Source organism: Trinickia sp. (genome assembly GCF_051953405.1).
Classification (GTDB): Bacteria; Pseudomonadota; Gammaproteobacteria; order Burkholderiales; family Burkholderiaceae; genus Trinickia.
The window spans coordinates 39,383-52,849 of record NZ_JBQCIV010000071.1; the positions used below are offsets into that span (position 1 = coordinate 39,383).

The 13,467-nt window shown below is 57.8% G+C and carries 9 protein-coding genes; 8 read left to right on the forward strand and 1 reads right to left on the reverse strand.

All coding sequences use genetic code 11. The features are described 5' to 3' along the window. Positions 1-17 precede the first annotated feature (17 nt). Positions 18-1,031, forward strand: coding sequence for an ion channel (locus ACTHN9_RS11775; protein ID WP_440536938.1), 1,014 nt, complete (start codon positions 18-20; stop codon positions 1,029-1,031). A 26-nt stretch (positions 1,032-1,057) separates the two neighbouring features. On the opposite strand, the gene ACTHN9_RS11780 is transcribed toward ACTHN9_RS11775, so the two are convergent. Then, positions 1,058-1,573, reverse strand: coding sequence for a cupin domain-containing protein (locus tag ACTHN9_RS11780; RefSeq protein WP_440536939.1), 516 nt, complete (start codon positions 1,571-1,573; stop codon positions 1,058-1,060). Positions 1,574-2,076: 503 nt separating this feature from the next. On the opposite strand from ACTHN9_RS11780, the gene ACTHN9_RS11785 reads away from it, so the two are divergent. The 7 genes from ACTHN9_RS11785 to ACTHN9_RS11815 all read left to right on the forward strand — a co-directional run bounded on the left by ACTHN9_RS11785 (position 2,077) and on the right by ACTHN9_RS11815 (position 13,167). Beyond that, on the forward strand, positions 2,077-2,343 hold the full coding sequence (locus tag ACTHN9_RS11785) for a hypothetical protein (protein WP_440536940.1): 267 nt from the start codon (positions 2,077-2,079) through the stop codon (positions 2,341-2,343). 608 nt (positions 2,344-2,951) lie between these two features. Beyond that, entirely contained in the window at positions 2,952-3,548 is a 597-nt protein-coding gene (locus ACTHN9_RS11790) for a hypothetical protein (RefSeq protein WP_440536941.1), read from the forward strand. 536 nt (positions 3,549-4,084) lie between these two features. Continuing rightward, on the forward strand, positions 4,085-4,729 hold the full coding sequence (locus tag ACTHN9_RS11795; RefSeq protein WP_440536942.1) for a hypothetical protein: 645 nt from the start codon (positions 4,085-4,087) through the stop codon (positions 4,727-4,729). Positions 4,730-4,734: 5 nt separating this feature from the next. Next, positions 4,735-8,049 (forward strand): beta strand repeat-containing protein, encoded by a 3,315-nt coding sequence (locus tag ACTHN9_RS11800; RefSeq protein WP_440536943.1) that lies wholly within the window; start codon positions 4,735-4,737, stop codon positions 8,047-8,049. Positions 8,050-8,173: 124 nt separating this feature from the next. Then, complete coding sequence (locus ACTHN9_RS11805; RefSeq protein ID WP_440536944.1) at positions 8,174-10,312, forward strand: type I secretion system permease/ATPase; 2,139 nt, start codon at positions 8,174-8,176, stop codon at positions 10,310-10,312. A 1-nt stretch (position 10,313) separates the two neighbouring features. Next, on the forward strand, positions 10,314-11,735 hold the full coding sequence (locus ACTHN9_RS11810) for an HlyD family type I secretion periplasmic adaptor subunit (RefSeq protein ID WP_440536945.1): 1,422 nt from the start codon (positions 10,314-10,316) through the stop codon (positions 11,733-11,735). Between the two features lie 163 nt (positions 11,736-11,898). Then, positions 11,899-13,167, forward strand: coding sequence for a TolC family protein (locus ACTHN9_RS11815; protein WP_440536946.1), 1,269 nt, complete (start codon positions 11,899-11,901; stop codon positions 13,165-13,167). Positions 13,168-13,467 lie beyond the last annotated feature (300 nt).

Below are 13,467 nucleotides of genomic sequence, written 5' to 3' on the forward strand. Positions count from 1 at the left end.
GACGACGCGCTAGCGCGATGGCTACCCACACGCACCCCCAGCCCCATTCCACTGCCGCGCAAGAAGCATCCGCCACGACACCGGGCGGTAAGCCGCGGCATGTGCCGCGCTCGCCGAATCGCCGGCGCGCGGCGGAGCGGCGCACGATCAGCCGCCAGGGCGGCCGCATCCTGCGCACCGGCACGGGCACCGTGGTCACGCACGGAATGCCGGACCGCGCGCGGCTCGATCTCTACCACCGAGCGCTGACGGCGCGCTGGCCCGTGTTCTTCGGTTCGATGGGCGCTTTCTTCGTGCTGCTGAACGCGTTTTTCGCGGTCCTCTATTCGCTGGGCCACGCGCCGATCGCGAACCAATCGCCGGAGGGCTTCCTCGGCGCGTTCTTCTTCAGCGTGGAAACGCTCGCGACGGTCGGCTACGGCGATATGCACCCGCAGACGGTCTATGCGCACGCAATCGCGACGCTCGAGATTTTCACGGGCATGTCGAGCATCGCGTTGGCGACGGGCCTCATCTTCGTGCGCTTCTCGCGCCCGCGCGCACGGATCATCTTCTCGCGCTACGCCGTTGTACGGCCGCTCGACGGCGTACCGACGCTCATGCTGCGCGCCGCGAACGCGCGGCAAAACTTCATTGTCGAGGCGAAGGCGAAGCTGCGGCTGATGCGGCACGAAACCAAGCCGGAGGGCTATTCGCTGTGGCGGATCGAGGATCTAAAGCTCGTGCGCGAGCAGCATCCGATCTTCCTGCTGGGCTGGAACCTCATGCACGTGATCGACGAAACAAGCCCGCTCTTCGGCGAGACGGCGGAGAGTCTCGCCGCGGCCGAGGCCTCGCTGATGCTCGTGATCGAAGGGGCGGACGAAACCACGACGCAGACGATGTTCGGACGCCACAACTGGGAATTCGACGACATTCGCTGGCAGCATGCGTTCGCCGATCTGCTGCAAGACGACGAGGACGGCGTCACTCACTTCGATTACGCGAAGTTCCATGAAGTGCGACCGCTCGACGAGGCCGCCGAGGGTTAGTCGAAGGCCGCGTGCCGCCTGGGTCCTTACTCGCCGCTTTGCGCGCGGGCCTTGCGCACGAGATCCGGCAATCCGTCGTGCGGTCCCAGCTCGCGTTCGGGCCAATCGAGCCATCGATCGGACCGCGTCGCTTCGTGGGCCTCGTTGCGCGGATAACGGATGCGGTTATCGTCCTTCGGTTTTTCGCCCACCACGATCAGCCGCACTTCGCTCTCGGTATTGTTGATGAACGTGTGGCAGATGCCGGTGCCTGCCGGAAAGCCGACGGCATCGCCTGGCGAGAGCCGATGCAAATGCCCGTCGATCCAAGCGTCGGGCGTGCCTTCGAGCACATAGACGAACTCTTCCTCGGCACTCTCCGCATGCGGGTACGACGTGCGGCGCCCGGGCAGCAGGCGAACGTGGTGAATACCGATCCGCGTCAAACCGAGCTTGTCCGCGAGCGGCGCGCCGATCGCCATCAATTCGGTATCGCCCTTGTAATGCGCGTTGTCCTCGCCTTCGAGTTCGGTCCAGTGGCGGATGAAGCTGGGGCGTTGCATTCGTTTGCTCCTTCGGAAGTAGGTATCCGTTGGCCGCGCACGGCATACATCCAACGATCGGCCGAGCCGCGGCTCGACCGCGTCCCATGCGGGGGACCAAATGACAAAAAGGACGCTCACGGCGTCCTTTTCCAGCATTTGGGTGGCCCGCGCATAGCGGGCCACAAACCGACCTAGATCCATACACCGGCACATAGGTCCGGGAGAGGGATTTGTAGGGCTGCGTCGGGATTATAGCTGGAAATCGAGCGAAAACGGCCAGCCTCCACAATCACGTCGGATAATCGCACTTTTATTGAGGGAGCGGCATCGGCCGCCCATACATGCATGAACTGGGACGACTTCGAAACGACATTCTCAGCAGCCCGGTTAGGGCATGTCGTTATACACAACGTCCCGGTCGTTCGGCGCAGGCGACGAAGCCCGTTTACTTTCAATGACATACAGCAGCGCTTGTAAACTGTTGGCGTTTCGCGTTTACTCTCCGCTTTTGAGCGGACGCCTTGGTCACCGAATCGACGCCCTGGACACAAACGAAATTCGAGCAACTGGACCTTGGCGACGCGCGCCTGAACAAGCGAGCGAGGCTTTTGATTGTATGTGGCCGACCGAGAAGCGGATCGGTGGCGCTGATGGAGCGCGCCGATGCGCTGGGCAACCCGGCCGACTGGTTGGTACGTGCCTCGCATAACCGCAGCCTGCCCGAGGGCGACAAACTGTGGGAACGAGCATCCACGCGTTGCCCCACGAATGTGAGCTACTTTCTATAAATCTAGTAACTGAAAAATGATCTTTCGATTTACTTTAAAAATAATTTCTAATTAAAAACAAGTAAAACGTTTGCCTCTGATATTTCTTGCTAACGAGGCACCGCTCATGCTGTAATTCATCGCCGCAATACCGCTCTTGAAACATTCAGCCCCATGTTTAGTGCGTAAATGCGCATAGCGAGCACAAATTCGAAGAAATCTAAGGTAAGTCGGGCGTGGCAACCAACGACGAGATGGGCGCAGCAAGTGTGTGGCCGCAGATGGCTATGAATTTGGCTACTGTGAATTCGGTCGCGGTCAGCTTAGCGGGCGTAGTCTGATCGCGACGAATGACGTCGTCGGACAGCAAATAGCCGCACGCGACGGAGCGCCTTCTTGTAGCGATTTGAGCCATTACATCTGTGATACGTCGATTCTTTGTCCGGTAGCCGAAGGCTGCGCTCGCACCAACAACCTAGCTGAGAGTAAGTCAACGATGGCAAAGAACAGACACTCAAACATACCGCGCTCAGTATCGAGTGTGAGCACTCGTGTTAGCGGCCGCTAGTGCGACCGCTCTCATCTGCAGCAGAACCGTTGCATCGCCGATTACATCTTCTTCAGCATCCGTGGCCGAGACAGGAGTATCGGGTCAGCCCTCCGCCGACACGAAGATCGCCAAGCCGGATACTGAAGAGAAATTCCTCAGGAATCTAAAAAGCGCGGTCGACGGTGACGCGATGTTCCGGCCTGATTTCTACACGCAAGAGTCATTGTATAGATATTTTGCCGTTGTGAATGTCGTCAGTGGCGTTGTGCGCGAAGATGATAACGAGGTGCGAATTTGGGCACGCGCCGGTGATTTTGAAGAAATCTTCCCGCGCGTGGAAAGAAAGGGGGCATCTGGGCCGGTTGCCAACGCCGATATTGCGGTTGGACTATCGATGAGCGCATCGAATGATAAGAAGGCCGAGTTGAACTTTGGTGTACTGGAAAGTGGCCTCACCTTCGAACGGGTCAGACGTATCTTCGATACGGACCTGACGCTCGACAAATCGATCCCTCACGAACCACCACCGCCACCTCTCGGGCCGCACGCGAACGAGGCGTGGTGGTACATCCCTCACAAGAAGGGTGAGGCAATCCGGGGGCTGCTGCAATTCGATAGTGCCGGCATTCTTAAAGGGGCATCATTCGAGCTTGAACAAGCGGGTGCTTCGCGGTAAGGAACGGGAGTGCTGTGGGTACGCCGCTGGACGGCCGGTCCGACATCACGCCTGGGCAACAAAGGGCTATTCGACGATCAAGGCACAAACTCGCGTGGAAGGTGCGACGATCTATTTTGCCGAGGAGGCGATGTTAGTTTTGACGATTGCGCCAGCGTGCTCGTGTATGAAGCGGATCCTTTAAAAATTTCGGTAAAACGTTTGCGGACAATATCTCTTGCTATCGCATGTCCGGTTGTGCTGTAATTTCACGTCGCGACTAAAGTTGCGAAAAACACGCGACGGTGAGAGCGTTGCGGGTGTGTATGTAAATAAACGGAAGCCGGTTCAACATGGAAAACAAGCGTGACGCCGTGCAGACGCAATCACGGGCGATGGTGAATTCGGCCGCTGCAGAGGTGCAGCAAGTCATCTCGTCTCGATCCACCTGCGTATAAAACATATCGTCGAGAGAATGAAAAGAGGGCGAGTGAAATGGATGAATTGCCTCTGATCGACAGATAATACGAAATGCGTTGATTTGCTGGGTAAAGGATATGCGCATCAAACAACATCTTATTTGTTTTTCTATTGTGGCTTCGTGTGCGCTGTATGCCGCCCCTGCCATGGCCGGCATCTTTGATAACTCCATGTCAATGGATGAGAGTCCGATCGAATTCAGTCTAGGGGCTGCGAAATATCGGATTCCGCGGAATTACCTGACTCAGATGAGCAACTGGGCAGGCGGCCCGCAGCAATACGCGGCGATTCGCGTGACTTATCCAGGGCTGAAGCCGTTCAGCAAGGAGACGGAGCCGTGCATGCTTCACAAGACGACGTGCCGAATTTACTCAGTCAACTTGAGCGACACGTTCACGGTCTGGGAGGACGGAACCCTGAACAAGGAAGCAGCAAAGCATCCGGAATGGGGGGAGCCTGGACCTTATGGCTTCACGCTATTCGCGGAGGGGCCGGAGAACGCAAGATCGGAATTCTACAGAAAGATGGTGAACGGCAAGCCTATCATTTTTTTCTGCTTGCCGTTTGATAACCGTGGCAAGCGTGATGCGGTCTGTCAACACGCGGCGCACACATCATCCGGCGCGACGATATTATATTTCTTCAACATGGATGGTTTGCGCGACGCAGTTGAAGTTGATGAGTCGTTGCAGAAATTGATTGACGGATTTTCTATAAGGTAAAATATATGACTGCGTTCAATTTAAGCCAAAGCACGATTGACTTAATCAATACGGCGCGCAGCGAAGGGCCGGGGGCAAACAACGTCAACTATCTGAACGCGTATAACGCAATCTATAGCGATATCAAGAGCCAACCTGGCGTTGATCCGGGTACAGTGAACTGGTTCTCGCAGGCTGGCTTGGTCAACACTCAGCTGTTCAATCCGACTCCTGCGGGCACGTGGATCTACAATTACATGTTCGCGGCCGCGCAGTCGGAGGGTGTAACGCTCAACGATAAGATCTTCCAACAGGTATCGGACAAGATCGCGCAGACGGTGTTCGGCCAGATTTCCCAAAACGGTTTTGTGTTCGATGCCAGCACGTTTTCACCAGCCAAGATCGTTGAAGACGACGCAGGCGCAGGTCTTGGCTTGCTTCAAGCGATGTTCCCGGACGCGCGCCTGGATTACGCGATCTGGGGCGGAACGCTGTTCACTTCGAACATCCTAAACGATCCCACATACTACTCGACGTACAGCATCGACACATCCAGCCCGTCCACAAGGGACTGCCAAGCGATTGATGCCGGATTCAAAGCAGCAGTGACGAAAACGGCTGGCCTGTTGTTGAGCAGCCCCCAATACCTGGCCAGCGCTAGCGGCACAGCGTTGCAAATCGATATACAGACCATCGCGGCCTGCATGGATGGTTCACAGCTATTCGGATCGACGTCTGGCGTTTTTCAAACGGCAGGCTATACCACGAACGGATCGCCAAACTTCACACCAGTCTGGTCCGACATTATCGGTACCGAGGCCAATGTCGAGAACAATTCTGGCAGCGTATCGGAATTGCAAGCCGACGCATCCGCATTAGCCAAAGACTTTAGCGTTCGTGAAGAAAATGGCGCATTTGGGTTAACGCTAGGCGGCACCTCGGTCGCCGAGCTAGTCACCAGCGGGAATCAGTTCTATAGTGCCGAGTTAACGGGCGTAAATGCGATCTATGATTTCGCGGGCAAGAACCAGATCACGTTGTCTGGTCAGGGTATGCAGGCAACCGCGAACGACGATCAAATCAACGTAGCGCAAGGTGCGCAAGTCACTGTGAACGGGTCGAGCGATGATATTGCAGCCGTCGCTGGCTCTGCCTTAACGCTGGACGGTACAAGCGAACAGGTAAGCGGATCAGGTGCGACCATCACGCTCGCGATGAATTCGAATGCCGACATCGTCGGCAACAATAACGTCGTCACGGACGTTGCCGGTTCAGCCGACGTTGTGGGCTCGAATAACAGCGTCGATCTATCCGGGGCAGGCTCAAGCGCGACAGTAAGCGGCAACAACAACGCAGTCTCGCTAACAAGCGGCGCCTCCGGAAGCACGGTTACTTTCGAGAATACCTCCTCTGGTGCAGACACATTAAGCGTCGCGGCGGGAACAACGGGCGTAACAGCGCAGCTGGGCAACTCCGCAACAACGATCGATCTCGCCAGCAACACCACCCTCACGATCCAGAGCCCGAACGGTGGCGGTACCGTCGTGGGCGCGTCGGGCGACAATGCCACGCTAACCGGCAACAACATCACGCTCGATGCAACCGCGGGCCAATACAGCCTAAGCGGTACAGGCGATCAGGTTAATGCATCGGGCGGCGTGATCACCCTAAGCAACGCCACGATCAATGTGGCGGCTGGCAGTAACGTTACGATTCTCGGATCCAACGACACCATTGTCGGCGGAGCGAACGATGTTATCGCTATCGACGGCAATGGCGACAACTTGAATAGCGGTGCCGGTAGCACCTTGACTCTAACCGGTCAAGGCGACTGCGTTTCAGCCGCGAATAGCACGATTGATGTCAGCGCTAATACCGACGCGACAGTAATCGGTTCGGACGATAGTGTGTTCGGCGCGGCAGGCTCGGGAACATCAATCAAAGGTCAGCAAGATACGGCGACCGTGTCGGACGGGAACATTTACCTGTACGCCGACGCAGGCGTTACCGTGGCTGGGTCGGGCGACGCCGTCTACGGGCAAGTAGGAGATTCGATCTCGGTGAACGGCCAATCCGACCTGGTCAGCGCATCCGACAGCGGCGTCTATCTTTACGGTAATGCCGGCGTTACCGTCGCTGGATCGAGCGACAGCGTCTACGGCCAAGCGGGCGATGCCATTTCGGTGAACGGCCAATCGGATTCAGTCAGCACATCCGATAGCGGGGTCTATCTTTACGGTAACACCGGCGTCACCGTGACGGGCACAAGCGACAACGTCTACGGCCAAGCAGGCGATGCTATTTCCGTCGACGGCCAATCCGATTCGCTCAGTACATCCGATAGCGGAGTCTATCTTTACGGCAACACCGGCGTCACCGTGACGGGCTCAAGCGACAACGTCTACGGCCAAGCAGGCGATTCGATATCCGTAAACGGTCAATCGGATGCCGTGGAGGCATCCAACAGTGGCGTCTATCTTTACGGGAACACCGGCGTCACAGTGGTTGGATCGAGCGATAACATCCACGGCCAAGCAGGCGATGCGATCTCCGTAAACGGCGAATCCGATGCAGTGGACGCAACCGGCAGCGGAGTCTATCTTTACCGCAACACCGGCGTCACGGTGGATGGGTCGAGCGATACTATCTCTGGCCAAACAGGCGATACGATCTCGATTGAGGGAAGCGGCTACTCCGTAAGCGCGAGCGGCGACATCATCGACGCCGGGGCAAACACGCAATTTTCCATTAGCGGCAGCGACAACGCGTTAAACCTCGGCGCAGGCGACTCAGTGCAGGTGTTCGGCAGTGGCGACCGTATTACAGGCTCGTCTGACAGCTTGTCGGTCGACGGACAAAACGATAGCGTCGTGGGTAACGATGACTCCGAATCCAACACCGGAAGCTCTGCGGGCGATTCAATGTCGGGCAGTGGCGACAACGCTAACGGCACCGCCGTCGACACCGGCGCCCCGAGCGGCGATCCCGCTGGCGATCCAAGTGGTACTCCTACCGGCGACCCCAGTAGCGATCCCGCCGGCGTCCCTCCTAGCGATCCTACTCCAGATGCTTCCGCGAGCGATGGCTCGATCTTCAATCGCTCAATGGCGCTCGCCGAGCCACACACGGCACATATGCAAACGGCTTCAACTCAAACCACAGCGCTCGCATACGCCTTCAGTGCCTCCCGGAGTTCGCCGGTTGGCACCCCAAGCTTGACCGACCTCCAGATCGAGAATCTGATTGCAGGCATGGCCGGATATAACTCGCGCGGCCTTGCAACTGTGACTCAGTCATTCATCGCGGCAACGCCGGATGCGATGCTTGCACCATCACACTAGCATGGGCTGTCCGTAGTTCGTGCGCCCGCGGCGTCAAAACCGCGAGCGCATATCGTTCTACCAAGCCACGCGTTGACGGCCGGACCACCGCACGCGTGCACTTCGAAGCGAAAGTCAAAATAAATTGAACGCACCAGAAACACCCTCTCTCGCTGCGGGGCGCGAGATTGATGCGGCACTAGCTTGCCTTGTCGTCATTGCCCGATTTCACAGCATCGCTGCGGACGCCGCTCAATTGCGTCATGCGTCCGGTAGAGGAAACATCCCTTTCGACGCCGATGCGCTTATCCTCAGCGCCCGCTCGCTCGGCCTTAAGGCGCGACCCGCCCCCCTGAGGACTGATCGACTCGATCGCACGCCATTACCGGCGCTTGCGTTCGATAAGACTGGGCAGCACTTCATCGTTGCCCGCCGCGACGGCGATACGGTCCTTATCCTCGAGGCCGGGGCTCAAGCGCCCACGGTCGTGCCGCTAGAACAAGTGAACGCGCGATCAACGGGAGACATGCTCCTATTCGCGTCACGTGCCTCGCTCGCAGGCGAACTGGCCCGCTTCGACTTCTCATGGTTCATCCCGGCAATCATCAAATACCGGCGACTGTTGCTCGAAGTGCTCAGCATTTCTTTCTTCGTTCAGATTTTTGGCCTGGTCTCGCCGCTGATGTTCCAAGTGGTGATGGACAAGGTCTTGGTCAACCACGCCTACAGCACGCTCATCGTCGTGGGAATCGCACTGCTCGTGAGTTCGACCTTTGAGGTACTGCTTACCGGCCTGCGCAACTTCATCTTCTCTCATACGACGAACCGCATCGACGTCGAGCTTGGTGCCCGGCTTTTCCGGCACCTGATCGCTTTGCCGCTACCCTACTTCGCCGCCCGACGCGTGGGCGACACCGTCGCGCGTGTCCGCGAGCTGGAAAACATTCGCAATTTTCTTACGGGGCAAGCGTTGACGGCGGCGATCGATCTGTTCTTCTCGGTCGTCTATCTCGGTGTCATGTGCATTTACAGCGTCGCACTTACGCTCGTCGTTGCGGTATCACTGCCCATCTATGCGGGGATATCGGCCGGCCTCGTTCCAATTCTCCGTCGACGCTTGGACGAAAAATTCGCACGCGGTGCCGACAATCAATCCTTTCTCGTCGAATCGGTCTCCGGTGTGGAGACAGTCAAGGCGCTAGCCGTCGAGCCACACTTCATCAAGAAGTGGGAATTGCAGCTAGCAGCCTATGTCGCCGCAGGCTTCCGCGTGACTCACCTCGGGAACATCGGTCAACAGCTTATCCAGTACGTCGGCAAGCTCGTTTCTCTGGCTACGCTGATGCTCGGCGCCAAATTCGTAATCGATGGACATCTAACGGTCGGTGAGCTAATCGCATTCAACATGATGTCGCAGCGTGTCGCATCTCCGGTACTTCGCCTCGCGCAGCTTTGGCAGGATTTCCAGCAAATCGGAATCTCCATGAGCCGGCTCGGCGACATTCTCAATACCCGAACGGAACTCTCAACGAGTAAGCAAGCAATGCCGAAAATTGTGGGTGACGTACGATTCGAAAATATCCGTTTCCGCTACCGTCCCGATGGCCCTGCCATCCTGGACGACGTGTCGTTAGACATCATGTCCGGTCAAGTAATTGGCATCGTCGGACGTTCGGGCTCGGGAAAGAGCACGCTGACGAAGCTGCTACAACGCCTGTACCTGCCCGAACAAGGCACTGTCCGCATCGACGGCATCGATCTAGCGCTCGCCGATCCCGCTTGGCTACGTCGGCAAGTCGGTGTGGTGCTGCAGGAGAACCTGCTCTTTAACCGATCGATCCGCGAGAATATTGCGTTGACGGACCCTGGCGCTCCGTTGGATGCCGTCATGCAGGCAGCGAAGCTCGCGGGCGCACACGAATTCATATGCGAATTGCCCCAGGCATATGACACGCCGGTCGAAGAACACGGCGGCAATCTTTCCGGCGGTCAACGCCAGCGGCTAGCGATTGCTCGAGCATTGCTGACCAACCCTCGGATTCTCATTTTCGACGAGGCGACGAGCGCGCTCGACTTCGAAACCGAGCGCGTAATCCAGAACAACATGAAGGCAATCTGCAGCGGTCGAACCGTCATCATCATCGCGCACCGGTTGACAGCGGTACGCAACGCCAACCAGATCATCGCGATGGACAAAGGCAAGATTCTCGAGCGGGGCACGCACAACGAACTGCTCGCACAAGGTGGCTACTACGCGCACCTGGTATCGCTACAAAACGGGTGAGATGGTGAGACTCCGTTTACACGCACTTTTAGACCTGCTCCGTCGCTACTGGGCGGTATCGCGAGCGGGATGGTCCATTCGCCATCAACTCGATGCGCCGCGCAAGCTCGAATACGAACTCGCGTTTCAGCCGGCACACCTCGAACTCGTCGAGACTCCAGTTCATCCCGCGCCCCGTCTTGCAGCGCGCGCCGTCGTCGCACTGACTGTGATCGTATTGGCGATCTGTATCTTTGCGCGCCTCGATATCGTCGCAACGGCCACGGGCAAGCTGTCGCCCAATGCACGGGTAAAGGTCGTGCAGCCAGCGATCACGGGCGTTGTGCGTCAGATTGCCGTTCAGGACGGGCAGCGAGTAGTGGCTGGTCAGCTATTAATGAAGCTCGACACAACGCAAGCTGCGGCCGACGAGGACAAGGCGAGAGCCGCCAAGCTCGATGCCGCACTGCAGGTTGACAGGGCTCGCGCGCTGCTGGCAGCTCAACAGCAGTCGAAACCGCCACAGGTCGCAGCAGAAAGCGGAGTACCGGATGTCCGTAAAAACGACGCTCAACGTTTTGCCGAAGGAGAATGGCGCGAGTACAAGGACAAATACGACGCTGCGCAGGCGGAACTCTACAAACGGGAAGCGGAACTCGATGGTACGCGACAGGAAATCGCAAAGCTAGAAGCGACGGCGCCGCTCGCCCGCAAGCAAGCGAATTCGTATAAGGCTCTCGCCGTAGACAAGTACGTCGCTGAGAGCGATTACCTGGACAAGGAACAGACCGCTCTCGGTCAAGAACACGAACTGGAAGCCCAGCGAAGCCACGGGCGAGAGCTAGTGGAAGGCGTAGCGGAGCAGCGAGCAGCGGTTCGATCTATTGCCTCTGAGTTCCGCCGCGATCAACTCGACGCCCTTGAAAAGGGCACGGAAGCGCTTTCTCAGAACAGCAGCGACGAGACCAAGGCAAAGACCCGAAAGGGGCTATTGAGCCTTACCGCCCCGGTGGCAGGCACAGTCCAACAACTCTCGGTGCACACGCTCGGCGGTGTCGTAACAACCGCTCAATCGCTAATGGAGATCGTGCCCAACGATACCCTCGAGGCGGAGGTGACTGTAGAAAACAAAGACGTTGGTTTTGTCAAAGTTGGCCAACGCGTCGCAGTAAAGATCGAAGCATTCCCTTACACGCGTTACGGCATGCTGGAGGGCGAGGTCTCCGAGGTTTCCAACGACGCAGTACTGGACAAGAAGCAAGGGCTCGTCTTTACCGCGCACGTTCGTTTAAAGGCGAACCGAATATGGATCGACAAACAATGGATTGCCCTGACCCCAGGCATGGCGGTCACTGCCGAGATAAAAACCGGCACGCAAACGGTCGCTCAGTACCTGTTGGGGCCACTTATTGAGGGCGTGCATGGGAGCCTGCATGAACGGTAAGCGTGCATTTTTGGTCGTATCGCCAGTGCTTTTCGGCTCATGTCTCGGCCTTCCTGCGTTCGCCTTCGATCCCTTGTTGGCGGAGCGATCGATCAGCCCAGCGCCGACGGAACGCAGCTTGGAGCAAGCGAGCCCGTGCGGGTTCGGTTCGTTGGAAACACCTGTGGTGTTGGCCGACGCAGTCGAGCGCGCGCTGTGCAACAACCCGAAAACAAGGGCGGCGTGGGCTGGCGTCAAAGAGCAGGCCGCCGCTGTAGGCGTTGCGCGAGCGGCATACCTGCCGACCTTATCGGCCAACTGGCAGGGTGTGCGAGATCAGTCGGTAACGAACGTATCCGATCAACCGCAGTTGGGTTCTAGATCGAGCGCCACCGTGCAATCGGAATCCGCAACGCTCAATTGGTTGCTATTCGATTTCGGCGGCCGTTCAGCGGCCCTACGCAATGCCGATGCCTTGCTTGCCGCAGCCAGGGCTACGCAGGACGCGGCCTTACAAGCGCAATTCGATACCGTCGCCAAGGATTACTACGGAGCGCAATCTACGCAGGGAGCACTAGCGGTAGCGAACGATGTCGAGAAAACGACGCGCGACAGCATGGTTGCTGCACAAGCACGCGTCGAGCGCGGGGTCGCTCCCATTACAGATGCACTGCAAGCCGAGACGCAACACGACGACGCAGTCTTCAATCTCGCCAAAACGCGAGGCGATGCGCAAATGGCCATCGGCACGCTCGCATCGGACATGGGTTTGGATCCATCGCAATCACTTTCCGTCCCACCGGTCACGCAAACGCAATTACCCGGTCACGCCTTCAATGAATCTGTTGAGGCTCTCATCGACCAAGCCAAAACGACGCATCCCAGCGTGCTTGCTGCGCAGGCGCAAGTAGAAGCCGCCCGTGCAAAGGTCGCACAAACGCGAGTTCAGGGTTTGCCATCGGTGAGCCTCGTCGCGAAGTATGGTCGCAGCAATCAGCCTCAGAGCCTCGGACTAGGCATGCCGACATTTCCAGCCACCGGCCATGACAGCTACGTCGGTGTCCAGGTGACGATCCCGCTTTTGGAAGGATTCAGCAGGCACTATCAGATCGATCAGGCACGTGCGGAGCAGGAGCGCCAGCAGGACCTGCTCGACGACGCTCGCAAGCAGGTCGCACTCGATGTGTGGAATAGCTACTATGCGCTCCAAACGGCAACGGAAAACACGCACAACAGCGTAAGACTCCTTGCCATAGCGCAACGTGCATACCAAGCCGCGGAGCACCGGTATAACGCTGGCGTGGGAAATATCCTGGAGCTGCTCAACACGCAGACAGCGCTTGCGAATGCGCGGCTGAGACAGGTGCAAGCGCTGACCGATTGGGACTACGCGCGCCTTGATCTGGCATCGAAGCTCGGGCACTTGACGATCGACAACGTAGCAGGCCAGTGACATAGCGCCCCGCTCGTTACCCATCCCTCCGACCAACATGATTACGCTTGAACGCTGGACCGCTAACCGCCCAGCGAAGTAACAAGAAATCGGCACAATCGAACGAATCCAAACGATCTGCAATCCGAACAGAAAATTTTCCCTCAAGTTCGGCCGTTGCGCGTATTAATCGCCGCGCAGACATCAAACTGGAGGCGAGATAGCAAAAATCCTCCCCTTTTGCCGCGAAAGAATAGATCCTTCACAGCCCCGCGCCAAACACGAGCGATCCGCCGTTGGTCGGCATCCCGATAGCCGAGG